Here is a 24,683-nt window from a genome sequence, read left to right on the forward strand (position 1 = left end):
ACCATCGCGAGGCCTGGGCGCAAACAGGCCTGGGCGTAGACATGACGATGGGGACCGAAGTCCCCACCGGCTTTTCTTTGGTAACAAGGCTCAAGCAGCCTCGGCATAGGCCTTAAGCGGCCAGTGCGAAACGCTCATCGTTGGCGTTTATGGATTTGCGCGGATTACGTCCGTCGCCTCTCGGGTTGCCTGCTCACCTTTGCCCGCCCTGTCGAAACCGGTACACCCCCACCCAAGCACACTCCCGAATGCACTTGGGTGGAGGTGAGGGGAATCGAACCCCTGTCCAGAACGCCTCCAGATTGCCGGGATTACAACCATGCGACGAATCTTACGCAGGTTGCCCTTCGTATTCAATGCCTCGGCGCAATCCGACCGGGCGAGCTTTGTAAGCGCTTGTCTCGTGCAGGCTCGCCCTGCGACCAGATCAGCGGTCCACGTTCACCACGATACGGCCCCGCTCCTTGCCATCGAGCAGGGCGGTAGCGGTGTCGATCACCTCGTCGAGCCCGATCTCCCGGGTCATCAACTCGAGCTTGCTCACGTCGAGGTCGCGTGCGAGCCGGCGCCAAGCTTCCAGGCGATCCTCGCGCGGCGCCATCACGCAGTCGATGCCGACCAAGGTCACGCCGCGCAGGATGAAAGGCGCGACCGACGCCGGAAAATCGAGCCCCTGCGCGAGTCCGCAGGCGGCGACGGTGCCCCGATACTTCGTTGTGGCACATGCGTTGGCCAGGGTGTGACTGCCGACCGCATCGATCACGCCCGCCCAACGCTCCTTGCCTAGAGGCTTTCCGGGCAAACCGAGTTCATTCCGGTCGATGATCTCGCTGGCCCCGAGGGACTTCAGGTAATCCGCCTCCTGTGGCCGGCCGGTGGACGCAACGACCGTAAATCCGAGCTTCGCGAGCAAGGCGATCGCCACACTACCCACGCCACCGCTCGCCCCGGTTACGAGCACTTCGCCGCGCTCCGGCGTCACCCCATGGCGCTCGAGCGCCATCACGCACAGCATGGCGGTGTAGCCAGCGGTGCCAATCGCCATCGCCTGACGCGGGGTGAACGCCTCCGGCAGCGGCACCAGCCATTCGCCACGGACCTGCGCCCGTTGCGCCAGTCCGCCCCAGTGCACCTCGCTCAGCCCCCATCCATTGAGGGTCACCGCATCGCCGACTGCCACGCCGGGGTGGCTGCTGGCTTCCACGGTGCCGACGAGGTCGATGCCCGGCACCATGGGGAACTTGCGCACGACCGCACCGCGGCCGGTGATCGCCAGCCCGTCCTTGTAATTGAGCGAGGAATAGGCGACGCGTACGCTGACATCGCCCTCGGGCAGCGTGGATTCATCCAACGCCTTGACCGACGCACGGTAGCCTGCGTCGTCCTTCTCGATCAGAACCGCCCTGAACATGGTGTCGACCTCCGTTGTGAAAACTAAAATGCCCACGCGGGATCATAAGTCAGGTGATGCATCACCCGCACGCCTGCCCCGAACGGCCGACGGGCGCCACGGGGCTGTAATGAAACGCCTCGCCGGGTGATAATGCGGGACTTCCGAACAAACGGACTCGAAGCAATGAAGCGTGTTGATGATTTCCGCCTGAAACTGGGTTCCAGCGAACTCGTGCCGATCATGGTCGGGGGTATGGGAGTGGACATCTCCACTTCCGACCTGGCACTCGAGGCTGCACGCCTGGGCGGAGTCGGGCACATTTCCGATGCCATGCTGCCGACGGTATCCGACCGGCGCTACAACACCAAGTACGTCAAGAACAAGCTGCAGCAGTATAAGTTCAACGTCGCCAACGCCGACAAGTCAGTGGTGCAGTTCGACCTCGGACTGATCGCCGAGGCCACCGCGACCCACGTCAGTCGCACCATGGAGCGCAAGCGCGGCCCAGGGATGGTGTTCATCAACTGCATGGAAAAGCTGACGATGAACGCGCCGAAGGAAACCCTGCGCGTGCGCCTGCGCACCGCGATGGATCACGGCATCGACGGCATCACGCTCGCCGCCGGCCTGCATCTGGGCTCGTTCGCATTGATCGAGGACCACCCGCGCTTCCGCGATGTGCAACTGGGCATCATCGTCAGTTCGCTGCGTGCGCTGCAGCTCTTCCTGAAGAAGAGCGCCCGTACCGGCCGCATGCCCGACTACGTTGTGGTCGAGGGGCCGCTCGCCGGCGGCCACCTCGGGTTCGGCCTCGACTGGGCAGAGTACGATCTCGCCACCATCGTCACCGAGATCCGCGACTGGCTGCGCGAGCAGCAGCTCGACATTCCGCTGATTCCGGCCGGCGGCATCTTCACCGGCACCGATGCGGTGAACTTCCTCGACGCCGGGGCGGCTGCGGTGCAGGTTGCAACCCGCTTCACCGTAACCACCGAATGCGGCCTGCCCGACGACGTCAAGCAGCATTATTTCAAAGCAAGCGAAGAGCAGATCGAGGTCAACCAGATCTCGCCTACCGGCTACCCGATGCGGATGCTCAAGAGCAGCCCGGCAATCGGCAGCGGCATCCGCCCCAACTGCGAAGCATACGGCTATCTGCTCGATTCGACCGGCAACTGCCAGTACATCGAGGCCTACAACCGGGAGGTGGCTGCGCACCCCGAGGCAAAGAAGGTGAAAGTCTTCGACAAGACCTGTCTGTGCACGCACATGCGCAACTTCGACTGCTGGACCTGCGGGCACTACACTTACCGACTCAAGGACACCTCGGTCTGCGGGGAGACGGGTGATTACCGCATCCTGTCCGCCGAGCACGTGTTCAAGGATTATCAATTCAGCACCGAGGGCCGTATCGCCCTGCCGGAGTGATTCCGCTCAGACAGGCAGCCGAGGAATAGTTCCTCGGCATGCGCGCCCGCAGAGGAAATACTTGCGCGCATGGAACGTCTGCCCGAAAGATCGATGCAGGTCGTCGTGCTCGACGACACGCCACTCAACCTCGCCCTGATGCGTTCGCTCGTCGACCGGCTCGGGGGGGCTCGCGCGCTCCCTTTCGAAGCGCCTCGCGATGCGCTTGCGTGGTGCCAGGGCAATGAGCCAGACCTGATCATCCTCGACTACATGATGCCGGAGATGGATGGACTGGAGTTCCTGCGCCGGATACGGGCTGACCGCGACCGGGACAGCCTGCCGATCCTCATGGTCACTGCCAGCCACGAGCGCGAAGTGCGTTACCAGGCGCTGGATCTGGGCGCAAACGACTTCCTGACGAAACCGATCGACGGCCATGAGTTCAGCGCCCGGGTGCGCAACATGCTCAAACTGCGCGAGGCCCATCTCGCCACTCAACAGCGTGCCGAGATACTCGCCGCCGAAGTGCGCAAGGCGACGGCGGCGATCGTGGACCGCGAACAAGAGACCGTCACCCGGCTGGCGCGCGCAGCCGAGTTCCGCGACCCGGAGACGGGAGCGCACATCCAGCGCATGGCACATTACTCGGCGCTGATCGCACGACAGCTGGGGCATTCGACCGCGTCGGCCGATGCCCTGCTGCTGGCAGCCCCGATGCACGACGTGGGTAAACTCGGCATCCCTGACACCATCCTGCTCAAACCAGGAAAGCTGTCCACGGAAGAGCTTGCGGTGATGCGGCGCCACTCCCAGATCGGCTATGACATCCTGAAGGATTCCTCATCGAGCATCCTGCGCCTGGGCGCCACGATCGCCCTGACTCACCACGAGAAGTTCGACGGCAGCGGCTATCCGAACGGCCTTGCCGGCACGGACATTCCGGTCGAGGGGCGGATTGTCGCCGTGGCCGATGTATTTGATGCGCTTACGTCGGCACGCCCCTACAAACCCGCATGGCCCATGTCGCGCGCGATTGCGTTGCTGCGCGATGGTCGCGGCCGGCACTTCGACGGTGACTGCGTCGATGCGCTACTGCATGCCTGGGAGGCCGTGCTGGAGATTCGCGTACGCTTCCGCGACGACGACGCGGGCTTCCGCGATGACGACGAGCTTGGTATCCCGTCGCCCCCGGAATCGCCGCACTGATTCAGTCTTTGCGTTCGATCAGCTCGACCTTGTAGCCATCGGGATCTTCGACAAAGGCAATCACCGTGCTGCCGTGCTTCATCGGGCCCGCTTCGCGCACCACCTTTCCACCGCGTGTACGGATCTCGTCGCAGGCCTTCTTTGCATCCGCAACTTCCAGCGCGACATGGCCATAGGCCGTGCCGAGCGCGTACTCGGTCACTCCCCAGTTGTGGGTGAGTTCGAGCACGGCGCCCTCGGCCTCGTCCTGATAGCCGACGAAGGCGAGGGTGAATTTGCCCTCGGGGTAATCCTGCCGGCGCAGCAGACGCATGCCCAGCACATCGGTGTAGAACGCAAGGGACCGGTCGAGATCGCCGACGCGCAGCATGGTGTGGAGAATTCGCATGGGTGGTGTCCTGTTCGTTTGCTTGTTCAATGTTCCCGTGCGCCGCCCGCAGAACCGACTGCGCAGGTGAGGACCGGCAGGGTCGCCGTGGCCTCGCGCAACTGGGCCCGCGCTTCGCGCCAGCCCGGGTAAAGACGCTCGACGACCGCCCAGAAGCGCGGCGAGTGGTTCATCTCCAGCAAATGAGCGACTTCATGCGCCACCACGTAGTCGATCAGGGCCGGGCGGAGATGAACCAGCCTCCAGTGCAGGCGAATACCCGAGCGCACACTGCAACTGCCCCAGCGTGTGCGTGCGTTCGACAGTCGCACCGGCGGCACGGGCAGCGCAAGTCGATGACAGCATTCCTCCACCCGCCCGTGATACCAGGCAAGCGCCCGGGCCTGCAACGCACGTACGAGCGCACGTTGCGTGTCGACGGCGGTAGGTAGCATGAGTTCCTCCCGCGCGCCATCCAGCTGCCAGCGCACGCTGCGGCCCGGGTGCAGGCGAAGCGTCAATGGGCAGCCGAAAAGCGGCAGCGTGGCCCCATCGACAACGTCCATCGCCGGCGCGGCGCGCACCGCAGTCCGCGCCTGCAGCCGGTCCAGCAGCCAACGGCCGTGGCTGTGGATGAAGCGCTCAATCTCGTCCAGCGGAGTGCGCAAGGGCACCGCCACACGCGCGCCACGGTGGTCGACCTGAAGTGCGAAGGAGCGTCGCGCGGAGCGGCGCAGGATCAGGTCGACACGCGTTCCTTCGACCAAGAGGCTGTGCGCCTGCTCCTGTGCCGCAACGCGGCCGCGAGCGCTCAAGCCTTGTCTTCCCAGGTCAGGCCGCGGGCACCGAGATCGGCCTTGATCACCGCCATCGCATCGGCCACGCGCGCGGCCTTGCCCTTCATGCCCAGCTCCAGCGAGCGGCGCTGCCCTTCTGCCGCGATGGTAGGCAGGCTGAACAACGTGGCGTCGGGATAGTCGGCGCAGACCTGACGCATCAGGCCGATGAGTTGCCCCTCGTAGGCATCCCACACGGTCACCGCCTGCTCGACGTAGTCCTCGGCGTGATGCAGATGGGCAAACCGGGTATCGAGCACCCACTCCACCATGGGCCACGCCATCACCGGGAAGCCGGGGGTGAAGTAGTGCTGCCGGATCGAAAAGCCGGGAATGCGGTTGAAACTGTTGGGAATGATCTCGCTACCGACCGGATAAACGCCCATCTGCAGCCGCTCGGGTGTGATCTCATCGCCAAAACGGGCGCGGATCTCGGCTTCTGCCTGCGGGTGCAGGGCGAGCTCCAGACCAAGCGCCGCCCCTGCCGCCTGGCGGGTCCGATCGTCCGGGGTGGCCCCGATGCCGCCAAAGCTGAACACCACGTCGCCGGTGGCAAAGGTCTGACGCAGAGTCTCGGCCAGGCGGGCAAAATCGTCGCCGACGTAGCGCGCCCAGGACAGTTTCAGGCCACGCGCGCCAAGCAGCTCGACCAGCCTCGCCAGATGTTTGTCGCTGCGGCGGCCGGAAAGGATCTCGTCGCCGATGATCAGAGCACCGAAGTTCATGAGGGTTCTCAACGAATGGCGCCGGGCTCTGCATCGAGCACGGTCACGCCGTACTTGAGCCGATGGCGGCGCAGGGTTTCGAGCATGTAATGGACGAACGCGAGACCGGCAAAGGCAGGCGCGACCAGGTTGATCACCGGCACGTAAGCGAGCAATGCTGTGCCCCCACCGAGCAGGAGCATCTGCGGCCGCCAGTCATCGCGCAGGCGCTGGAGTTCGCCCCGGTCGGCGTGGAACATCAGCGCGTCATAGCCGAAGGCACGCTGGTTGAGCCAGCCCGTGAGGCCTACGGAAATCAGCAGGCCCGCTCCGGGAATCAGCCAGAGCGGAAGGGAGATCAGCAGTGCGGCCAGGAACAGGACGCCCGCGAGGATCGAATTCCACGCACTACCGAGGTTGGAGCCGCCACGACGCTGCTCGACTTCCGCGTAGTCGCTGCGAGCCACGCGCTCGAGCATCAGCGGCAACGCGATCGTCGCCACCAGCATCGCCGCGGTGACATAGACCAGCGGCACAACCAGCAAGGCGGCGGCGATCTGAACCAGCACCAGCACGATGGCCGCCGTCGTTTCCGAGGCCGAGATCCAGCCGCCGACAAAGGACCAGTTGCTCACCTGCTCGAAGATCCATCCGGTGACCGGCGTCCACGCATAGAAGGCCACGCTGGCCCAAACCAGGACCGAGAGCAGCCCCGGCCAGAGCAGATGCCAGAAGATGTCGCGCCGTCCCAAGCTACGCGCGGCGCGTCCCAGGGCAACCAGAATGTCCTTCATTCGCCCACCTCGCCTCCGGACTCAAGCGTTCAACGCGGCATGCCCGGGAGCCCGCCCGGCATCATGCCCTTCATGGCGCGCATCATCTTCTGCATGCCGCCCTTGGAGAACTGCTTCATCACTTTCTGTGTCTGCTCGAACTGGTTGAGCAGGCGATTCACCTCCTGCACGGTGACCCCTGCGCCGGCCGCAATGCGGCGCTTGCGGCTGGCCTTGAGCAATTCGGGCTTTGTGCGCTCGAGCGGGGTCATCGAGTTGATGATGCCCTCGATGCGGGAGATGGCCTTCTCTTCCGCCCCACCCTGCAGCTTGCCCGCGGCTTGCGCGAACTGCGCCGGCAGCTTGTCCATCATCGAGGACAGCCCGCCCATCTTGCGCATCTGGGCAATCTGCTCCTTGAAGTCGTTGAGATCAAACCCTTTTCCGGTCTTGAGCTTCTGCGCGAAGACCCGCGCCTTCTCCTCGTCGACGCCACGGCGCGCCTCCTCGACCAGGCCGAGGATGTCGCCCATGCCGAGAATACGGCTGGCCATGCGGTCCGGATGGAAGGGCTCCAGCCCGGAGAGCTTCTCGCCGACACCGGCGAACTTGAGCGGCTTGCCGGTGACGTGGCGCACCGACAGCGCCGCACCGCCACGCGAATCACCGTCGAGCTTGGTGAGCACGACGCCAGTGAGCGGCAGTGCTTCGTTGAAGGCGCGCGCCGTGTTGACCGCGTCCTGGCCAAGCATCGCGTCGACCACGAACAGGGTTTCGATCGGCTTGGCTGCGACATGTAGATCCTTGATCTCGGCCATCATGGCCTCATCCACCGCAAGCCGGCCAGCGGTGTCGACCAGGAGCACGTCGACGTGATGCTTGCGCGCGTAATCGAGCGCGGCGAGCGCGATGTCGACCGGCTTCTGCACCGTCTCGGAGGGGAAGAAGCCGACGCCGGCCTGGGCGGCCACCGTCTTCAGCTGCTCGATCGCTGCCGGGCGATAGACGTCGGTGGACACCACCAACACCTTTTTCTTCTGCTGCTCATGCAGGAACTTGGCGAGCTTGCCGGTGGTGGTGGTCTTGCCCGCGCCCTGCAGGCCGGCCATCAGCACGACCGCCGGCGGCTGAGTGGAAAGATTCAGGCCCTCGTGCGCACCGCCCATGAGCGCCTTGAGTTCGTCATGCACGACACCCACCAGCGCCTGCCCGGGCGTCAGGGAGGCGATCACCTCCTGGCCGACCGCCTTTTCCTTGACTCGGGCGACGAAGTCCTTGACCACGGGGAGCGCAACGTCCGCCTCGAGCAGAGCCATGCGCACCTCTCGCATGGCCTCCTGGATGTTCTCTTCTGTGAGGCGAGCCTGGCCACGCAAGGTCTTCACGACCTTGGACAGCCGTTGAGTCAGATTGTCGAGCATTGTGTAAGAGGCCTTCCGCGCGTGACTTGGAGTAAACTGCAGCTACGTATGGGCACAATTCTACTTCATCTGCTTCCCGCCTCGCTTTATGCCGGGCTCGGGGTCTTCTTCTGGCGGACCTGCATGGCAGGAGACGTGGGCGTCTCGCGCCTGAGCGCAAGGCGCGAGTGCATGAGCACCCGCGAGCGCCTGCTGTTGCTCGTCGCGATGATTGCACACGGCCTGACCCTGCACGTCAGCATCTTCCCCGGCGACGAGATGCGCTTCGGCTTCGGTCTTGCAGTTTCCCTCATGGTCTGGCTGGCAGTGTGCTTCTACTGGGTGGAAACGCTGTACACCCGGCTCGACGGCTTGCACGCGGCAGTGATGCCTGCCGGGGCCATCGCCAGTCTGATCCCGCTGCTGTTCCCGGGTGACCATGTGCTGGCCAACGCCACCTCAGCCGGATTCCGCGCGCATTTCGTGATCGCGATGCTGGCCTACAGCCTATTCACCCTCGCCGCGCTGCACGCCATGCTGATGTCGATCGCAAGCCGCCAGTTGCACAATGCCCATTTCAGCCGCCTGCTCTCAGGGCTGCCGCCCTTGCTGACCATGGAGGCATTGCTGTTCCGCCTCATCGGCATTGCCTTCGTGCTGCTGACACTCACCCTCGCCAGCGGTGTGCTGTTTTCCGAGACCCTGTTTGGGCAAGCCTTCCGGGTGGACCACAAGACGGTCTTCGCCTTCATCTCGTGGCTCCTGTTCGGCGGGCTCCTGCTCGGTCGACGGCTGTGGGGCTGGCGCGGACGGCTGGCGTTGCGCTGGACGCTCGCGGGCTTCGTCGCGCTCATGCTTGCCTACGTAGGCAGCCGCTTCGTTCTTGAAGTCCTGCTCGGCCGCGCGGCCTGAGCAGGCCTTGCGCGTGCTGGGCTCGAGCGTACCGGGCGCGAGTTGACAGCGTCCTGACCCACGCGAATACTCGGGGTCCCTCTCAACACCCCGTTACCCGTGTCGGACCTTAGCCTGACGCTCCAAGTCGTCGCACTGATCGTGCTGCTCATACTCTCGGGCAGCTTCTCGATGTCCGAAACGGTCATGATGGCCGCAAACCGCTACCGCCTCCGCTCCCTGGCTGCCCAGGGGCATCGCGGAGCAGTCCTGGCCCTCGACCTGCTCGCCCACACCGACAGGTTGCTGGGCGTGATCCTGCTCTTCAACAACCTGGTGAATACCGCCGCAGCTACCCTGGTCAGCGTACTGACGATGGAGCTTTTCGGCGATGAGCGCTGGGTGCTCGGCGCGGCAACGCTGCTGGTGACCTTCGCGATCCTGGTGTTCGCGGAGATCACTCCAAAGGTGGTCGGCGCCACGCATGCCGACCGCCTCGCGCCGATCGTCGCGTATCCGCTCACGGCACTCCTGCGGACGTTCTATTTCGCGGTGTGGTTCGTCAATCTGTTTTCCAGCGCGCTGCTGCGGACGTTCAGGCTCAACCCCAGGAAGGACGCCGAGACTGGGCTCTCGGTCGATGAGCTGCGCGCGATGGTGGCGGAATCGGGACACTACATCCCGCACAAGCACCGCAGCATCCTCCTCAACCTGTTCGACCTCGAGAACATCACCGTGGAAGACGTGATGACGCCGCGCGGAGCGATCGAGGGGATCGATCTCTCCGAGCCGGAAGCAGAGATCCGGCGCCAGATCGCGACCAGCTTTCACACCCGGCTGGCCGTGCATGACGGTGACAGCGAGCACGTGATCGGGGTGCTGCACCAGCGCCGCCTGCTCAGCGACACCCTGGAACAGGACTTCGACATCGAGCGCATTCGCGAACTGCTCGCACGGCCCTACTTCGTTCCTGCCGACACACCACTGTATTCGCAACTCCAGTTTTTCCAGGAGAACCAGCAGCGTCTGGCCTTCGTCGTGGACGAGTACGGCGAACTGCTCGGCCTGATCACGCTCGAGGACATCATCGAGGAACTGATCGGCAAGTTCACCACCAGCACGCCGGACGCCGGCAACCGCATGAACTGGAGCGAAGACGGCAGCGTGCTGGTCGACGGCTCGTCCAACCTGCGGGAACTCAACCGCCGCCTCGATCTGGATCTGCCCATCGACGGCCCCAAGACCCTCAACGGCCTGATTCTCGAGTTTCTCCAGGACATCCCGGAGACCGGCGTATCAATGAAGATCGGCAATACTCCGGTGGAGGTGGTACAGACGGAAGACCGCATGGTGCGCACTGCCCGCCTGTATCGCCCGCTCCAGGAGCGGCCTCAGCCCTGAGGAAGGCATCACACATGGCATGACAGAGCACTTTACAAGGTCGGGCACGACGTGCAAGATCGGCCGCACTCCGGAGAAGAGCAAGGTATGGCGGCAACTTCCAAACCGGCCCTGAGCGGCTTCGCCAGGGCATTGATTCAGCATGGGCACCTGCGCGAAGAAGATGCGATCGCATGCTCGACGCAAGCCCATGATGGCAGCAACGCCTTCATACTCGAAGTCGCCGGAAAAGGCCTGGTCAGCTGCACGGCAATGGCGCACTTCGCGGCGGAGACCTTCGGCTACCCGCTACTGGACATTTCCGCATTCGACGCGCAGGTGTTTGCACGCGATGCGGTCGACCGCAAGCTTCTCACCAAGCATCAGGTCGTGCCCCTGCTCAAGCGCCAGAACCGGATCACGCTTGCCGTTGCAGACCCCTCGAACCTGCGCGCGCTGGACGAGATCCGCTTCCAGACCGGCATGCAGCTCGATCTCGTCATCGCCGAGGCGGACAAGCTCAAGCGCATCGTAGAGGGCCTTTCGGAGTCAACGTCCGAAACGCTCAAGGACCTCACCGGCGAGGCCTTCGACATGGACCTGCTGCAGCAGGAAGGTCCAGGACAGCAAGCCGAAGAGGAGGACAGCAGCGATGTCGATGACGCCCCGGTCGTCAAGTTCATCCAGAAGGTGCTGATCGACGCCATCAATGAGGGCGCCTCCGACATCCACTTCGAACCCTACGAAAAGTTCTACCGCATCCGCGTGCGCACCGACGGCATCCTGCGCGACATCGCCCAGCCGCCCTTGGTACTCAAGGAAAAGATCGCCGCACGCATCAAGGTCATCTCCCGTCTCGACATCTCGGAGAAGCGCGTTCCGCAGGACGGCCGCATGAAGCTCGTGCTGTCGAAGAACAAGGCGATCGACTTCCGCGTATCGACGCTGCCGACCCTGCACGGCGAGAAGATCGTCATGCGTATCCTCGATCCGAGCTCGGCCATGCTCGGCATCGATGCGCTTGGCTACGATCCGGACCAGAAGCAGGCCATGCTGGCCGCAATCGAGCGCCCCTACGGCATGATCCTCGTCACTGGTCCCACGGGCTCGGGCAAGACGGTGTCGCTGTACACCTGTCTCAACCTCCTCAACAAGCCGGGGATCAACATCTCCACGGCAGAGGATCCGGCGGAAATCAATCTTGCCGGCATCAACCAGGTGAACGTGAACGAGAAGGCAGGCCTCACCTTTTCGGCAGCGCTGCGCGCATTCCTGCGCCAGGATCCGGACGTCATCATGGTGGGCGAGATCCGCGACCTCGAAACGGCCGAGATCTCGATCAAGGCGGCCCAGACGGGGCACCTGGTGATGTCCACCCTGCATACCAACGACGCACCATCCACCCTCGAGCGACTCAAGAACATGGGGGTTGCACCGTTCAATATCGCGTCTTCGGTGATCCTCATCACGGCCCAGCGCCTCGCCCGCCGGCTATGCTCATGCAAGAAGCCGGTGGACATCCCGCTCGAGGCGCTCATCGAGGCAGGCTTTGCCCCCGAGGAGCTCGACGGAAGCTGGCAACCCATGGGCCCCACCGGCTGCGACCGGTGCAAGGGGAGCGGCTACAAGGGTCGCGTCGGCATCTACCAGGTGATGCCGATCAGCGAGGACATTGCCCACATCATCATGACCGGCGGCAACTCGATGGACATTGCAGCGCAGGCGCAGCGTGAAGGCGTGCAGGATCTACGGCAATCCGGCCTGCGCAAGGTTAAGCAGGGCATCACCTCGCTGGAAGAAGTACTGGCGACGACCAACGAATAAAGGACGTTCGACTCATGGCAACGGCAAGCCGGGCGGTGCGACACACCGGGCCCAAGGAAGAGCTCTACAACTGGGAAGGCAAGGACAAGACCGGAAAACTGGTGCGCGGGGAGATGCGCGCGCTGGGGGATGCGGTCGTACATGCCACGCTGCGCCGCCAGGGCATACAGCCAACCAAGGTCAAGAAACAGAGGATGTCCCGTGGCGGGCGCGTCAAGGACAAGGACATCGCACTCTTTACCCGCCAGCTCGCAACCATGATGAAGTCGGGCGTACCACTGCTGCAGGCCTTCGACATTGCCATGAAGGGCTCGGGCAACCCGGCGCTGTCCCGCCTGCTCGATCAGATCCGCGCGGATGTCGAGTCCGGGTCGAACCTCTCGCAGGCCTTCTCGAAGCACCCGGTGCACTTCGACAAGCTGTTCTGCAACCTGGTCGCCGCGGGCGAGCAGGCTGGCATCCTGGACAACCTTCTCGATCGCATCGCGACGTACAAGGAAAAGATCCTCGCGATCAAGAGCAAGATCAAGTCGGCACTGTTCTATCCGGCCGCGGTGATCGTCGTGGCCGGCCTCGTCGTCTCGGTGATGATGCTGTTCGTCATCCCCGAGTTCAAGAACGTATTCAACAGCTTCGGCGCCGACCTCCCCGCCCCGACGATGATCGTCATCGCCATGTCGGACTTCTTCGTCGAATTCTGGTACCTGATCTTCGGGATCCTGATCGGAACGATCCTCGTCATTGCCTGGCTGTACAAGCGCTCCACTGCAATGCAGATCGCCTTGGACCGAGCCCTGTTGCGCTTTCCGGTAATCGGACAGATTGTGCGCAAAGCCACCGTGGCACGCTGGACGCGGACGCTGTCCACCATGTTCGCCGCCGGGGTTCCCCTCGTCGAGGCCCTGGACTCCGTGGGCGGGGCATCGGGCAACTACGTCTATACGGTGGCGACACGGCAGATTCAAGCTGAAGTCAGCACCGGGACAAGCCTCACGGTTGCCATGCAGAACGCGAACGTCTTTCCCACCATGGTGGTCCAGATGGTGTCCATCGGCGAAGAATCGGGCCAGCTCGACTCCATGCTCGGCAAGGTCGCCGACTTCTTCGAGCAGGAGGTGGACGATGCGGTGGCCGGCCTCTCGCAACTGCTCGAGCCTCTGATCATGGTGTTTCTCGGCACCATCATCGGTGGCCTCGTGGTCGCCATGTACCTGCCGATCTTCAAGCTCGGCCAAGTCGTCTGATCGATGCTGGATCTGCTCAACAACGTGGCGGCTTTCACCGCCCTGATGGCTCTGCTCGGCTTGTTCGTCGGCAGCTTCCTCAACGTGGTGATCCACCGTCTGCCGGTGATGATGGAGCGCGACTGGCAGGCGCAGGCGGCCGAGTTGCGCGGCGAGGACACGCCGGCGGGCGAGCGCTTCAACCTTGCCACGCCCCGCTCGCGCTGCCCGCATTGCGGCCACCGGATCACTGCACTGGAGAACATTCCGGTGATCAGCTACGTGCTCTTGCGGGGTCGGTGCAGCCATTGCGGCGCAGGTATCGGAAAGCGCTATCCGATCACCGAACTGCTGACCGCAGCGCTGTCCGGTTACGCCGCCTGGCACTTCGGCTTCGGGCTTGCCGCGATCGGCGCCCTGCTGTTCATCTGGGCGATGATCGCATTGACCTTCATCGACCTCGACACCCAGTTGCTCCCGGACGACATCACCCTGCCACTGCTATGGCTGGGGCTCGCCTTCAACCTGCCCGGCACCTACACCGGGCTCTCCGACGCTGTGATCGGCGCCATGGCAGGCTACCTCGCGCTGTGGTCGGTGTACTGGCTATTCAAGCTGACGACCGGGAAGGAGGGCATGGGCTACGGTGACTTCAAGCTACTCGGCGCAATTGGTGCCTGGCTGGGCTGGCAGGTGCTACCGCTGACGATCCTGCTTTCCTCTCTGGTGGGTGCGCTCGTCGGCGTCGCACTCATCGTTTTCGCGCGCCATGGTCGCAACGTGCCGATCCCTTTCGGCCCCTATCTTGCCGCAGCAGGCATCATTGCGCTGTTCTGGGGCGAGGCGCTTACGCAGCATTACCTCGGCCTGCTCTGAAGCGGGCGCGACGAGGCTTGAAGCCCGCCGCTCACGCCCCCATCTGAAGCGCGCGCACGGAAGTCCGTGGCGCGCTTTTTCCTTATGCTGCATTGCGTTAGACTTGCGCACTTGTTTTCGGGGAGCCTCTCATGCCCATCTACGAATACCGCTGTCCGAGCTGTGGTTTCCAGAAAGACCACCTGCAGAAGATGAGCGATGCACCACTGTCCACCTGCCCGTCCTGCGGAGCCGAAGGCTACGCCAAACTGCTGTCTGCCGCGGGCTTCCAGCTCAAGGGCTCCGGCTGGTATGCGACCGACTTCAAGGGTGGCAGCGCCCCCGCCCCTGCACCCGCCGAGAGCACATCGAGTGGCGGCTGCGGCGGCGGTTGTGCCTGTCACTGACGGCAGCCTGTCCCCTTGAAAAAGTACTTCATCACCGGACTGCTGATCTGGATTCCGCTGACGATCACCTTCATGGTGCTCGCCTGGATCGTCAGCTCGCTCGACGCGATCCTGCTCTGGCTACCAGAGCAGTATCACCCGCGCAAATACATCGGCTTCGACCTGCCCGGCACAGGCGTGGCCGCAAGCCTGCTCATCGTCTTCTTCACCGGCCTCATCGCAGCCAACGTGCTCGGGCAGAAGATCGTGCAGCTGTGGGAGGCCTTGCTTGCGCGCATTCCGGTGGTGAAGTCGATCTACTACAGCGTCAAGCAGGTCTCCGACACGCTCTTCTCGAGCAACGGGCAGGCTTTCCGCAAGGCCCTGCTGGTGCAGTATCCGCGCCACGGCACATGGACGATCGCCTTTCTCACCGGGAAGCCCGGAGGGGATGCAGCCAACCATCTGCAGGGTGACTACGTCAGCGTTTACGTGCCGACCACACCGAACCCGACCTCGGGATTCTTCCTCATGCTTCCGCGCATCGACGTGATCGAGCTCGACATGAGCGTGGACGAAGCACTGAAGTACATCATTTCCATGGGGGTAGTCGCTCCCCCCTCGCGCAAACCGCCCCACCTTCCGGCGCAGCTCGAGAAATGACGACCCGGCCACACACACCCCGAACCTGAAACTACCGTAGCCTCCGGCTGGCCGCCGGAGGACGACATCCGGAACCCGACATGCGAACTCACTACTGCGGAAAAGTCACTGCCGCCGACCTCGACCAGATCGTCACCATCAGCGGCTGGGTCCACCGCCGCCGCGACCACGGCGGTGTCATCTTCATCGACCTGCGCGACCGCGAGGGCCTGGTGCAGGTTGTGTGCGACCCCGACCGCGCCGACATGTTCAAGACCGCCGAGTCGGTGCGCAGCGAGTTCGTCCTCAAGATGAGCGGCAAGGTGCGCCGCCGCCCCGCCGGCACCGAGAACGCCAACCTGACCTCGGGCGAGATCGAGATCCTCTGCCACGACATCGAGGTGCTCAACGCCGCCGCCACGCCGCCGTTCCAGCTCGACGACGAGAACCTGTCCGAGACGGTGCGCCTGACCAACCGCGTCATCGACCTGCGTCGCCCGCAGATGCAGAAGAACCTGATGCTGCGCTACAAGACCACGATGGCCTTCCGCCGCTTCCTCGACGGCGCCGGCTTCATCGACGTCGAGACGCCGATGCTCACCAAGAGCACGCCGGAAGGCGCTCGCGACTACCTGGTGCCCTCGCGCGTGCATCCGGGCCAGTTCTTCGCCCTGCCGCAGTCGCCGCAGCTCTTCAAGCAGCTGCTGATGGTCGCCGGCTACGATCGCTACTACCAGATCGTCAAGTGCTTCCGCGACGAGGACCTGCGCGCCGACCGCCAGCCCGAATTCACCCAGGTCGACCTCGAGACCTCGTTCATGGACGAGCACGAGATCACCGCGCTGGTCGAGGAGATGATCCGCTACGTGTTCAAGGAAGCGATGGACGTCGAGCTGCCCGCGCCCTTCCCGCGCATGAGCTATGCCGAGGCGATGCGCCGCTACGGCTCGGACAAGCCGGACCTGCGCGTCACGCTGGAACTCACCGACGTCACCGACGCGGTGCAGGACGTCGCCTTCAAGGTCTTCAGCGGCCCCGCCACCTCGGGCGGCCGCGTCGCGGCCATGCGTGTGCCCGGCGGCAACGCGCTGACCCGCGGCGAGATCGACGAGTACACCAAGTTCGTCGGCATCTACGGTGCCAAGGGCCTGGCCTACATCAAGGTCAATGACGTCACCCAGCCCAACGAGCAGGGCCTGCAGTCGCCGATCGTCAAGAACCTGCACGAGACCGCGCTGCGCACCATCCTCGAGCGCACCGGCGCGCAGTCGGGCGACCTGATCTTCTTCGGCGCCGACAAGACCAAGGTGGTCAACGACGCCATGGGCGCGCTGCGCATCAAGCTCGGCCACGAGAAAGGCTACGTTACCGGCGAGGCCTGGCGTCCGCTGTGGGTGGTCGACTTCCCGATGTTCGAGTACGACGAGGATGACAAGCGCTGGACCGCCTGCCACCACCCCTTCACCAGCCCGAAGGACGAGCACATCGACCTGCTCGAGTCCAACCCGGGCGAGTGCCTCGCCAAGGCCTACGATCTCGCGCTCAACGGCTGGGAGATCGGCGGCGGCTCGGTGCGTATTCACCGCGCCGACGTGCAGGCGCGCGTGTTCGAGGCGCTCAACATTGGTCCCGAGGAACAGCAGGCCAAGTTCGGCTTCTTGCTCGACGCGCTCAAGTACGGCGCGCCGCCGCACGGCGGGCTGGCCTTCGGCCTCGACCGCATCGTCACCATGATGACCGGCGCCGAGTCCATCCGCGACGTGATCGCCTTCCCCAAGACCCAGCGCGCCCAGTGCCTGCTCACCGACGCGCCGAGCGGCGTGGACGAGAAGCAGTTGCGCGAGCTGCACATCCGCCTGCGCCAAAAGGTGCAGACCGAAGTCGAGGTCGAGCGCGGCTGATCCACCGGCAGACACCCGCTCCCATGCGAAGCCCCTGCAAGGAAGACCTTCTTTCTTCGTTGCAGGGGCTTCAGCCTTTGCGCTGGCTGCCGTAATCTTCGGTCATGGCACGCCGTCGGCGTGCATCCGGTGACCCTTTCATGCTGCTTCCCCAGAATATCGATGTGCTGGTCGTGGAAAGCCAGGCGAGCATGCGCGCGCAGCTGCGCACCATGCTCGGCTCGATCGGCGTCGAAACACCCCAGTTCGCGGCCTCTGCCACGATGGCCATCCGTCGCCTGCGCGAGCAGCACTACGACCTCGTGCTGTGCGAATACAACCTCGGGGAAGGTCAGGACGGACAGCATCTGCTCGAAGATCTGCGTCAGCACGAGATCATCCCGCGCGAGACGCTGTTCGTCATGATCACCGGCGAGCGCAACTTTGAACGCGTCACGAGCGCCTGCGAGCTCGCGCCCGACGACTACATCCTCAAGCCGCTCACGGCTGAAACCCTGCGCGTCCGGCTGCTGCGCGCCTTCGCCAAGCGCGACGCCTTTCTCCCCGCCTGGCAGCTGACCCGGATCGGTGACCCGGTGGGCGCGATCGAATACTGCCGCCTCGCCCGCGACGAGCATCCACAGTACCTGATCGACTTCATGCGCCTGCAGGCCGAACTGCATGCGGGGATCGGTCAGATCGCCGAGGCGGAGGCGCTCTACCGCGAAATTCTCACCGCCCGCACCATCCCCTGGGCCTCGCTTGGCCTTGCACGCGTGCTGGTAACGAAAAAGTCATGGATCGAGGCCGAGCACATCCTCACCGAACTCATCGCCCATCACGACCGCTTCATCGAGGCATACGAGCTCCTCGCACGCCTGTACGAGGAGAGCGAACGCCCCGACGAGGCCTGTACTGCGCTGCAGCGCGCAAGCGAGCTTTCTCCCTACCGCACCAGTCGCCTGCGCCACCTGGGCGAGCTCTCGCTCCAGGCCGGCAACCCCGCGACTGCCGAACACAGCCTGAGCGAGGTCGTCCAACGCAGCAAGCACTCCGAGTTCCGCGACCCGGAGGACCACGTACGCCTGCTACAGGCCCAGCTCGCGCAGCAGAAACTGGACGCAGCGCGCGAAACACTGGAAGACCTCGAGCGCAACCTGGCCCGCCAGCCCAAGGGCGAACTCTGCTCCGCGATCGGCAACGCCCTCATCCATGCCCACCTGCAAGACCGCGATCAGGCCCGCAGCGCAATGACGGGTGCGCTGCGGAATCCGGCGCGCCTGCGCGAGCTCTCGGTCGGCCTGCGCCAGGACCTCATGAAGGCCTGCTTCGACCAGCAGCTTGGCAATGAAGGCAATGAGCTGCTCGCCGATCTCATGCGCACCGCGGGCGACGACCGCACCCTCGCGAGCACCCGCGCCACGCTACAGGCGCGAGGGCTGGAGCACCTGTCGCGGGAGGTGGAAGCACGCGTGCAGGCCGAGGTCAAAACGCTCGTCAGCACCGGTGCAGAAAAGGCGCATGCGGGCGACTTCGACGGCGCCGTGAGCGAGATGATGAACGCGGCACGCAAAATGCCGGGCAATCCGCACGTGCTCTTCAATGCCGCGCTGGCGCTGCTTCGCCACATCGAGAACCGGGGCTGGAACGAAGCCTTCGCGACCCAGGCGCGGGGGCTGATCAGCCGTGCTCACCGTCTGTCGCCGGCCAACCCCCGCTTGACCGCGATCACCGAGTTCATGCACGCGCTGATGAAGCGCTACGGCATCCGCCCGGATCGCGCACCCGCGCGCGCGCGAAAGAGCCGAACGGGATGACGCGCTCGCGCTGGCTCGGCCTGCTTCCGCTCATTGCGCTGCTGGGTGCGCTGCTCGGCTGCTCGCCACAGGCCAGCCCCCAACCGACCCTGCCCTCGCACGCAGGGCTGCCGCCCGAAGCGATCGAGACCCTCGCACTCATCCGGCGCGGCGGCCCCTTCCCCTACCGCAAGGACGGCAGCACCTTCCAGAATCGCGAGCGCCTGCTTCCCGGCAAACCACGCGGCTTCTACCGTGAGTACACGGTACCGACGCCCGGTGCGCGCGATCGCGGCGCACGCCGCATCGTCACCGGAGGGGATCCGCCGGAAGTGTTCTACTACACCGCAGACCACTACCGCAGCTTCCGCCAGATCGAACCCTTGCCCTGAGCGGCCCGCGCACAAAGTCCATTCCATGCCACTGCCGTCTCCCCCTCCCGCTCCCGCGCAACCGCCCTCCGACCGCGTGCTCGACCTCCACATCGACCTCGCCGGTTGTGAGGGGAAGTCCGAGCTCCTCCGCCGCGTGGCCAACGCCCTGCGCTTCCCGGACTGGTTCGGGCACAACTGGGATGCGCTCGCCGACAGTCTCACCGACCTGTCCTGGCTGCCCGCCGCGCATTACCGCCTGACGATCGCCCACACCACCGCCTTACGGCATGCATCGCCGGAGACCCTCGACACGCTGCAAGAAGTGCTTTCCGAGGCCGGCGATTACTGGCGCGGAGAGGGCGTCTCCTTCGAGTTCAGCTTTCTCGAGGGCCCAGCGGACGGCAGTACATCCCCCCCAACTCCGCACGCTTCTCCTCGATAAGGGCGCCCAGACAGCGCGGACAGTAGCAGCCCGCACCCTCACCGCCCTTGGGCACCCCAAGCGCCGCTGGATAGGCTGCACACCAGCAGGCTGCCTCACCCGAGCGCATACCGCACACGAACGGCGCGCCGCAGACGCGGCACGCATTTCCTGGTTCATTCATTTCGACTCCCTGCACGGTCATCCGGGCCGCTCCCGGCAAGACTTGAAAACGCTGAACCCGCGCCTATATTTGATCTGAAGCCGGAACGACCGGCCAGACTTCAGATGAGGAGAACCGGACATGAGCAATCATCTCACCCGTCGCACCGACCCGCTCGAAGACTTCTTCCGCGGCTTCTTCGTTCGCCCGGTCGATTTCGGCGGCGCCCCGGTCGGCGGCATCGCCACCGAAGCGCCGCAGATGAAGGTGGACGTCAAAGAGACCGAGAAGGGCTACGAGGTGCACGCCGAGCTGCCGGGGATGAAGAAGGAAGACATCCATGTGCACATCGACGGCCCGGTCGTTTCGATCAGCGCAGAGCGCAAGCAGGAGAAGGAGGTCAAGGAAGGCGAGAAGGTGCTGCGCACCGAGCGCTACTTCGGTAAGGTTTCGCGCAGCTTTCAGCTCGGGCAGGAGATCGACGAAGCGAACTCCTCGGCCAAGTTTAACGACGGCGTTCTCGAGCTCGTCCTGCCGAAGAAGGCCGAAGCACAAGCCAGACGACTCACCATCGACTGACCCACGGGCAAGCGCGCAGCCCGGCTTGCCCAAGCGACTCCAGCCCGCCGGACTGTACGCCGAGGCAGGCGGGGCGGAACCCGTGGTACCGCCCCGCCTGCGTTCTCACTTGCTCTTGATCATCGTCCCGACACCATGGTCGGTCAGGATCTCGAGCAGCAGGCAATGTTCGACGCGCCCGTCGATGACGTGCACCGACTTGACGCCGTTGCGTGCGGCATCCAGTGCTGAACCGATCTTCGGCAGCATTCCGCCCGACAGAGTACCGTCCGCGACCAGATCATCGATCTGGCGCGGCGTCAGCCCTGTAAGCAGATTGCCCGCCTTGTCGAGCACCCCCGGTGTGTTGGTGAGCAGCACCAGCTTCTCGGCCTTCAGGATCTCGGCCAGCTTGCCGGCCACGACATCGGCGTTGATGTTGTAGGTTTCACCCTCTTCACCCACGCCGATCGGTGCGATCACCGGAATGAAGTCGCCCTGGTCGAGGAAGGAGATCAGGCTCGGGTCGATGCCGGTGATCTCGCCCACCTGGCCGACGTCGATCAGGTCACCCTGCGGCGCACCGTGCTTCTGCATCAGCAGCTTGCGTGCGCGGATGAAGCCGGCGTCCTTGCCGGTCAGCCCCACCGCCTTGCCACCGTGCTTGTTGATGAGGTTGACGATCTCCTTGTTCACCTGGCCGCCCAGCACCATCTCGACCACTTCCATGGTCTCGGCATCGGTCACGCGCATGCCCTGGATGAACTCGCCCTTCTTGCCGACGCGGGCGAGCAGGTTCTCGATCTGCGGACCGCCGCCGTGCACCACCACCGGATTCAGGCCGACCAGCTTGAGCAGCACCACGTCGCGCGCGAAACAGTCCTTGAGGTGCGGATCGGTCATCGCGTTGCCGCCGTACTTGATGACGATGGTCTTGTCGAAGAAGCGCTTGATGTAAGGCAGGGCCTCAGCGAGGATCTCGGCCTTGCGGGCGGGGGTAACGTCTTGCAGCGCGGGGGACTGGGTCATCGGGAGGCTCCTTGATCGAACAGCGCGATTCTAGTTGCCCCGGGTGAGAACCGAAAGGGCACGCCCCGCCCGGCCGATACTCCAGCGCGGCTCCAGCGCCCGTCCCGCCGCGGATGCATCCCCCCTATCGCCGGTTTAACCGTGCTCAATTGGCTCTATTGCCAAGCAAGCACCATACTGGAGTCATCGAGGCGGTGCATGCACCGCGCGTGGAGCACGAGGAGTTCACCATGGTTGATAAAGTCGCCCGCCTGCATTTCCAGCCTGCCAGCCCGGCAGGCGCCTTGCGTGCGCTCACCGGCTGGCTGATCGCTCTAGTCGGGCTGGCTCTGCTCATTGCCCAGTTCGTACGCGGGCTGGAGGGGTTCGACCTGCCGGTGTCGGGCGCAATCTCCGGCGGCGCCATGGCGGCGGCAGCGACCGCTCTCGGTGCTGTTCCGCTGCTGGTGGTGCGCAATATCCGTGCAGGCGTGCAGGGCATGCTGCTCGGTTTCGGCGCGGGCGTGATGCTCGCGGCGAGCGTGTTCTCGCTGCTGTTGCCGGCCTTCGACGCCGCGCAACTGCAGACCGGCTCTGAAACCGGTGCCGGTATGCTCGTGGCCTTGGCAGTCCTGATTGGCGCGGGCGGGCTCCTGGCCCTGGATCGCGCCCTCCCTCACACGCATTTCCCCGAGGGCAGGCGCAGCGGTGGCGCCGTGTGGCTGTTCGTGTTCGCAATCGCAGTGCACAACATCCCGGAGGGGCTCGCCATCGGCGTGGCCGCCGGCCTGAACGGCACCGGCGCAGGATCGGGCGACGCGGTTGCAGCCGGTATTTCACTGCAAAACGTGCCCGAAGGCCTGATCGTGGCCATCGCCCTCGTGAGCGCCAACTACAGCCGCTGGCTGGCCTTTGGTGTCGCGACGGTATCGGGCCTGATCGAACCGATCGCCGCCATCGCCGGGTCGATGATGGTTTCAGTTTCGGCGATGATCCTGCCTTGGGGTCTGGCGGGCGCAGCCGGCGCGATGCTGTTCGTGGTCAGCCACGAGATCATCCCCGAGTCGCATCGTCGCGGCCACGAAACCCTGGCAACGGGCGGGCTGATGGTCGGCTTCGTGCTGATGATGATGATGGACACGATGCTCGGCTGAACCAGCTTGGCCCACGTGCAGCGCCAGCGGTGCGCTGCGCACGAACGAGGCCATGAAAAAGCGAAGGGCGCCCACAAGGAGCGCCCTTCGCTTTTATGTTCGGGGTGGCGAGCCTGACCCCCGGCACTTGCAGGAAACGGCTGTGGCTGCTGCCTTCCGGCCCTGACCAGGTTCACCGCACTGCAATGCGGGGAGACCCGCCACGGCCGGCATTGTAGCAGCAAGCCGGCCGCAGCGGGCGCCCGGCTTGCTGCGCTGCAGGAGCCCTGTCAGCCCTTGAGCTCGGGGAAGTCTTCCTCGAAGAACTCCAGCTCGCCACGAACGGCCTCGCCACGTGCTTCTTCCGCCTTGCGCAGTTCCACGCGGCGGATCTTGCCCGAGATGGTCTTGGGCAGGTCGGCGAAGGACAGGCGGCGGATGCGCTTGTACGGTGCCAGGCGCTCGCGGGTGAAGGCGAAGATGTCCTTGGCGAGTTCCTTGCTCGGCTCCTGGCCCGCGACCAGGATCACGAAGGCCTTGGGCACTGCCAGACGTACCGGATCCGGGCTAGGCACCACCGCGGCTTCAGCCACTGCCGGGTGCTCGATGAGCACACTCTCCAGCTCGAAGGGGCTGATGCGGTAGTCGGAGGCCTTGAACACATCATCGGCGCGGCCGACGTAGGTGATGTAGCCCTCCTCGTCGATGCTGGCGACGTCGCCGGTGCGGTAGTGGCCATCGCGCATCACTTCGGCTGTCTTGGCAGCATCACCGGCATAACCGACCATCAGGCCGACCGGACGGTCTTCGCCCATCACCAGCGCCACCTCACCCTCCACCGAAGGCTTGCTGTCGGCGTCGAGCAGGGCGATCTTGTAGCCCGGCAGCGGACGGCCCATGGAACCGGGCTTGAGCGGCTGGTCGGGCGTATTGCCGATCTGCGCGGTGGTCTCGGTCTGACCGAAGCCGTCGCGGATGGTGATGCCCCAGGCCTTCTTCACCTGATCGATCACCTCCGGGTTGAGCGGCTCACCAGCGCCGATCAGCTCGCGCAATTGGGTCTTCACCGCAGCCAGATCCTGCTGGATCAGCATGCGCCACACGGTCGGAGGCGCGCACATGGTGGTGACTTCGTACTTCACCAGCACGTCGAGCAGGGCCTTGGCGTTGAAGCGGTTGTAGTTGTACAGGAAGACGCAGGCGCCGGCGTTCCAGGGCGCGAAGAAGCAGCTCCAGGCGTGCTTGGCCCAGCCCGGCGACGAGATGTTCATGTGGCGATCGTTGGGCTTGAGGCCGATCCAGTACATCGTCGACAGATGGCCAACCGGGTAGGACTGGTGGGTGTGCAGCACCAGCTTGGGCTTGGACGTGGTGCCGGAGGTGAAGTAGAGCAGCAGCGGATCGCTGACGCGGGTGACGCCGTCCGGTGTGAACACTTCGGTTTCGGCATAGGCGTCTTCGAAGGTCTTCCAGCCTTCGGTCGCGCCACCGACGACGATGCGGCCGAAGCTGCCCGGCAGGTCGGCGAACTTCTCCGTGTGGGCCTTGCCGATCACCACATGCTTGACCTGACCGCGCTCGACGCGATCGACCAGGTCTTCCGGGGTCAGCAGCGTAGTCGCGGGGATCACCACCGCGCCCAGCTTGATCGCGGCGAGCATGGTTTCCCATAGCGGCACTTCATTGCCGAGCATGATCAGGATGCGCTCGCCACGCTTGACGCCCTGCTTGCTCAGCCAGTTGGCGACACGGTTGGAGCGCGCGGACATTTCGGCGAAGGAGAGCTTCGACTCGCTGCCGTCCTCCTCGATGATCCACAGCGCAGGGTTGTCGTTGCCCTTTGCCAGTGCATCGAAGTAGTCCAGCGCCCAGTTGAACTCCTTCAGCTTCGGCCACTTGAAGCCGGCATAGGCGGTGGCATAGTCGCTGCGATGCTCCAGAAGGAAGTCGCGTGCGGCGAGAAATTCGGTGACAGCGTTCATGAGCTCTCCTCTCGAGTACGTCGTTGAAATCTTGCCCGGCCGGGTAGCACCCTGCCAAAAACCAATATTTTACGTTGA

At 64.5% G+C, this 24,683-nt stretch carries 24 protein-coding genes and 2 other RNA genes; 15 read left to right on the forward strand and 11 right to left on the reverse strand.

What is annotated here, in order from left to right:
* Positions 1-42: 42 nt before the first annotated feature.
* Together ssrA and ACNKW1_RS08340 are read right to left on the reverse strand one after the other, a co-directional pair.
* Positions 43-370: a transfer-messenger RNA gene (gene ssrA, locus ACNKW1_RS08335) on the reverse strand.
* 57 nt (positions 371-427) lie between these two features.
* Entirely contained in the window at positions 428-1,411 is a 984-nt protein-coding gene (locus ACNKW1_RS08340) for an MDR family oxidoreductase (RefSeq protein ID WP_418364124.1), read from the reverse strand.
* 165 nt (positions 1,412-1,576) lie between these two features.
* On the opposite strand from ACNKW1_RS08340, the gene ACNKW1_RS08345 reads away from it, so the two are divergent.
* Both ACNKW1_RS08345 and ACNKW1_RS08350 read left to right on the forward strand, forming a co-directional pair.
* Positions 1,577-2,821, forward strand: coding sequence for a nitronate monooxygenase (locus ACNKW1_RS08345; RefSeq protein ID WP_418364125.1), 1,245 nt, complete (start codon positions 1,577-1,579; stop codon positions 2,819-2,821).
* Between the two features lie 69 nt (positions 2,822-2,890).
* Positions 2,891-4,009, forward strand: a complete 1,119-nt coding sequence (locus ACNKW1_RS08350; protein ID WP_418364126.1) for an HD domain-containing phosphohydrolase — start codon at positions 2,891-2,893, stop codon at positions 4,007-4,009.
* A 1-nt stretch (position 4,010) separates the two neighbouring features.
* On the opposite strand, the gene gloA is transcribed toward ACNKW1_RS08350, so the two are convergent.
* Genes gloA through ffh form a run of 5 tightly spaced genes read right to left on the reverse strand, consistent with a single transcriptional unit; the run spans position 4,011 to position 8,110 of the window.
* The gene (gloA, locus tag ACNKW1_RS08355) at positions 4,011-4,397 is read right to left on the reverse strand and encodes a lactoylglutathione lyase (protein WP_418364127.1); all 387 of its coding nucleotides are present in this window, start codon (positions 4,395-4,397) and stop codon (positions 4,011-4,013) included.
* A 26-nt stretch (positions 4,398-4,423) separates the two neighbouring features.
* Positions 4,424-5,191, reverse strand: a complete 768-nt coding sequence (locus ACNKW1_RS08360; protein WP_418364128.1) for a M48 family metallopeptidase — start codon at positions 5,189-5,191, stop codon at positions 4,424-4,426.
* On the reverse strand, positions 5,188-5,937 hold the full coding sequence (locus ACNKW1_RS08365) for a competence/damage-inducible protein A (RefSeq protein ID WP_418364129.1): 750 nt from the start codon (positions 5,935-5,937) through the stop codon (positions 5,188-5,190). Before ACNKW1_RS08365 ends, ACNKW1_RS08360 begins: the two co-directional genes overlap by 4 nt.
* A gap of 8 nt (positions 5,938-5,945) precedes the next feature.
* Positions 5,946-6,710, reverse strand: coding sequence for an EI24 domain-containing protein (locus ACNKW1_RS08370; RefSeq protein WP_418364130.1), 765 nt, complete (start codon positions 6,708-6,710; stop codon positions 5,946-5,948).
* Between the two features lie 29 nt (positions 6,711-6,739).
* The gene (ffh, locus tag ACNKW1_RS08375) at positions 6,740-8,110 is read right to left on the reverse strand and encodes a signal recognition particle protein (protein ID WP_418364131.1); all 1,371 of its coding nucleotides are present in this window, start codon (positions 8,108-8,110) and stop codon (positions 6,740-6,742) included.
* 48 nt (positions 8,111-8,158) lie between these two features.
* Here ffh and ACNKW1_RS08380 point away from each other — a divergent pair, with 48 nt between their 5' ends.
* From ACNKW1_RS08380 to ACNKW1_RS08430, 11 genes are all read left to right on the forward strand, one after another.
* Positions 8,159-9,001: a cytochrome C assembly family protein gene (locus ACNKW1_RS08380; RefSeq protein WP_418364132.1), complete on the forward strand. Its 843-nt coding sequence runs from the start codon at positions 8,159-8,161 to the stop codon at positions 8,999-9,001.
* A gap of 99 nt (positions 9,002-9,100) precedes the next feature.
* Positions 9,101-10,381, forward strand: coding sequence for an HlyC/CorC family transporter (locus ACNKW1_RS08385; RefSeq protein WP_418364133.1), 1,281 nt, complete (start codon positions 9,101-9,103; stop codon positions 10,379-10,381).
* Positions 10,382-10,468: 87 nt separating this feature from the next.
* On the forward strand, positions 10,469-12,184 hold the full coding sequence (gene pilB / locus ACNKW1_RS08390; RefSeq protein WP_418364134.1) for a type IV-A pilus assembly ATPase PilB: 1,716 nt from the start codon (positions 10,469-10,471) through the stop codon (positions 12,182-12,184).
* 14 nt (positions 12,185-12,198) lie between these two features.
* Positions 12,199-13,428: a type II secretion system F family protein gene (locus tag ACNKW1_RS08395; RefSeq protein ID WP_418364135.1), complete on the forward strand. Its 1,230-nt coding sequence runs from the start codon at positions 12,199-12,201 to the stop codon at positions 13,426-13,428.
* 3 nt (positions 13,429-13,431) lie between these two features.
* Positions 13,432-14,283: a prepilin peptidase gene (locus tag ACNKW1_RS08400; protein WP_418364136.1), complete on the forward strand. Its 852-nt coding sequence runs from the start codon at positions 13,432-13,434 to the stop codon at positions 14,281-14,283.
* A gap of 131 nt (positions 14,284-14,414) precedes the next feature.
* Complete coding sequence (locus ACNKW1_RS08405; RefSeq protein WP_418364137.1) at positions 14,415-14,669, forward strand: FmdB family zinc ribbon protein; 255 nt, start codon at positions 14,415-14,417, stop codon at positions 14,667-14,669.
* Between the two features lie 15 nt (positions 14,670-14,684).
* A complete protein-coding gene (locus tag ACNKW1_RS08410; RefSeq protein WP_418364138.1) occupies positions 14,685-15,311 on the forward strand; it encodes a DUF502 domain-containing protein in 627 nt (208 codons plus the stop codon).
* An 80-nt stretch (positions 15,312-15,391) separates the two neighbouring features.
* Positions 15,392-17,191 carry an aspartate--tRNA ligase gene (gene aspS, locus ACNKW1_RS08415; protein ID WP_418364139.1) on the forward strand — a complete coding sequence of 600 codons (1,800 nt, stop codon included), beginning with the start codon at positions 15,392-15,394 and terminating at the stop codon, positions 17,189-17,191.
* A 140-nt stretch (positions 17,192-17,331) separates the two neighbouring features.
* The gene (locus ACNKW1_RS08420) at positions 17,332-18,987 is read left to right on the forward strand and encodes a response regulator (protein ID WP_418364140.1); all 1,656 of its coding nucleotides are present in this window, start codon (positions 17,332-17,334) and stop codon (positions 18,985-18,987) included.
* Positions 18,984-19,358 (forward strand): ribonuclease domain-containing protein, encoded by a 375-nt coding sequence (locus tag ACNKW1_RS08425; RefSeq protein WP_418364141.1) that lies wholly within the window; start codon positions 18,984-18,986, stop codon positions 19,356-19,358. Before ACNKW1_RS08420 ends, ACNKW1_RS08425 begins: the two co-directional genes overlap by 4 nt.
* Before the next feature lie 76 nt (positions 19,359-19,434).
* Positions 19,435-19,782: a barstar family protein gene (locus tag ACNKW1_RS08430; RefSeq protein WP_418364142.1), complete on the forward strand. Its 348-nt coding sequence runs from the start codon at positions 19,435-19,437 to the stop codon at positions 19,780-19,782.
* On the opposite strand, the gene ACNKW1_RS08435 is transcribed toward ACNKW1_RS08430, so the two are convergent.
* Positions 19,715-19,966 (reverse strand): cysteine-rich CWC family protein, encoded by a 252-nt coding sequence (locus ACNKW1_RS08435; protein WP_418364143.1) that lies wholly within the window; start codon positions 19,964-19,966, stop codon positions 19,715-19,717. The two genes, ACNKW1_RS08430 and ACNKW1_RS08435, sit on opposite strands and share 68 nt — an antisense overlap.
* A 99-nt stretch (positions 19,967-20,065) precedes the next feature.
* Here ACNKW1_RS08435 and ACNKW1_RS08440 point away from each other — a divergent pair, with 99 nt between their 5' ends.
* Positions 20,066-20,503, forward strand: coding sequence for an Hsp20/alpha crystallin family protein (locus ACNKW1_RS08440; protein WP_418364144.1), 438 nt, complete (start codon positions 20,066-20,068; stop codon positions 20,501-20,503).
* 105 nt (positions 20,504-20,608) lie between these two features.
* On the opposite strand, the gene argB is transcribed toward ACNKW1_RS08440, so the two are convergent.
* Entirely contained in the window at positions 20,609-21,511 is a 903-nt protein-coding gene (argB, locus tag ACNKW1_RS08445) for an acetylglutamate kinase (protein WP_418364145.1), read from the reverse strand.
* 230 nt (positions 21,512-21,741) lie between these two features.
* Between argB and ACNKW1_RS08450 the strand changes: the two genes are divergently transcribed.
* The gene (locus ACNKW1_RS08450) at positions 21,742-22,644 is read left to right on the forward strand and encodes a ZIP family metal transporter (RefSeq protein ID WP_418364146.1); all 903 of its coding nucleotides are present in this window, start codon (positions 21,742-21,744) and stop codon (positions 22,642-22,644) included.
* A 103-nt stretch (positions 22,645-22,747) separates the two neighbouring features.
* Here ACNKW1_RS08450 and ffs read toward each other — a convergent pair.
* Positions 22,748-22,846: signal recognition particle sRNA small type (gene ffs / locus ACNKW1_RS08455), an RNA gene on the reverse strand.
* A gap of 67 nt (positions 22,847-22,913) precedes the next feature.
* Positions 22,914-24,605 carry an AMP-binding protein gene (locus ACNKW1_RS08460; protein WP_418364147.1) on the reverse strand — a complete coding sequence of 564 codons (1,692 nt, stop codon included), beginning with the start codon at positions 24,603-24,605 and terminating at the stop codon, positions 22,914-22,916.
* Positions 24,606-24,683 lie beyond the last annotated feature (78 nt).

The sequence above is a fragment of the Thauera sp. WH-2 genome, assembly GCF_048321015.1.
GTDB lineage: Bacteria > Pseudomonadota > Gammaproteobacteria > Burkholderiales > Rhodocyclaceae > Thauera.

Coding starts and splice junctions, on each gene's coding strand:
- ACNKW1_RS08340 (WP_418364124.1), bottom strand. CDS start 1,411: ATGTTCAGGGCGGTTCTGATCGAGAAGGACGACGCAGGCTACCGTGCG.
- ACNKW1_RS08345 (WP_418364125.1), top strand. CDS start 1,577: ATGAAGCGTGTTGATGATTTCCGCCTGAAACTGGGTTCCAGCGAACTC.
- ACNKW1_RS08350 (WP_418364126.1), top strand. CDS start 2,891: ATGGAACGTCTGCCCGAAAGATCGATGCAGGTCGTCGTGCTCGACGAC.
- gloA (WP_418364127.1), bottom strand. CDS start 4,397: ATGCGAATTCTCCACACCATGCTGCGCGTCGGCGATCTCGACCGGTCC.
- ACNKW1_RS08365 (WP_418364129.1), bottom strand. CDS start 5,937: ATGAACTTCGGTGCTCTGATCATCGGCGACGAGATCCTTTCCGGCCGC.
- ACNKW1_RS08370 (WP_418364130.1), bottom strand. CDS start 6,710: ATGAAGGACATTCTGGTTGCCCTGGGACGCGCCGCGCGTAGCTTGGGA.
- ffh (WP_418364131.1), bottom strand. CDS start 8,110: ATGCTCGACAATCTGACTCAACGGCTGTCCAAGGTCGTGAAGACCTTG.
- ACNKW1_RS08380 (WP_418364132.1), top strand. CDS start 8,159: ATGGGCACAATTCTACTTCATCTGCTTCCCGCCTCGCTTTATGCCGGG.
- pilB (WP_418364134.1), top strand. CDS start 10,469: ATGGCGGCAACTTCCAAACCGGCCCTGAGCGGCTTCGCCAGGGCATTG.
- ACNKW1_RS08395 (WP_418364135.1), top strand. CDS start 12,199: ATGGCAACGGCAAGCCGGGCGGTGCGACACACCGGGCCCAAGGAAGAG.
- ACNKW1_RS08400 (WP_418364136.1), top strand. CDS start 13,432: ATGCTGGATCTGCTCAACAACGTGGCGGCTTTCACCGCCCTGATGGCT.
- ACNKW1_RS08405 (WP_418364137.1), top strand. CDS start 14,415: ATGCCCATCTACGAATACCGCTGTCCGAGCTGTGGTTTCCAGAAAGAC.
- aspS (WP_418364139.1), top strand. CDS start 15,392: ATGCGAACTCACTACTGCGGAAAAGTCACTGCCGCCGACCTCGACCAG.
- ACNKW1_RS08420 (WP_418364140.1), top strand. CDS start 17,332: ATGCTGCTTCCCCAGAATATCGATGTGCTGGTCGTGGAAAGCCAGGCG.
- ACNKW1_RS08425 (WP_418364141.1), top strand. CDS start 18,984: ATGACGCGCTCGCGCTGGCTCGGCCTGCTTCCGCTCATTGCGCTGCTG.
- ACNKW1_RS08435 (WP_418364143.1), bottom strand. CDS start 19,966: ATGACCGTGCAGGGAGTCGAAATGAATGAACCAGGAAATGCGTGCCGC.
- ACNKW1_RS08440 (WP_418364144.1), top strand. CDS start 20,066: ATGAGCAATCATCTCACCCGTCGCACCGACCCGCTCGAAGACTTCTTC.
- argB (WP_418364145.1), bottom strand. CDS start 21,511: ATGACCCAGTCCCCCGCGCTGCAAGACGTTACCCCCGCCCGCAAGGCC.
- ACNKW1_RS08450 (WP_418364146.1), top strand. CDS start 21,742: ATGGTTGATAAAGTCGCCCGCCTGCATTTCCAGCCTGCCAGCCCGGCA.
- ACNKW1_RS08460 (WP_418364147.1), bottom strand. CDS start 24,605: ATGAACGCTGTCACCGAATTTCTCGCCGCACGCGACTTCCTTCTGGAG.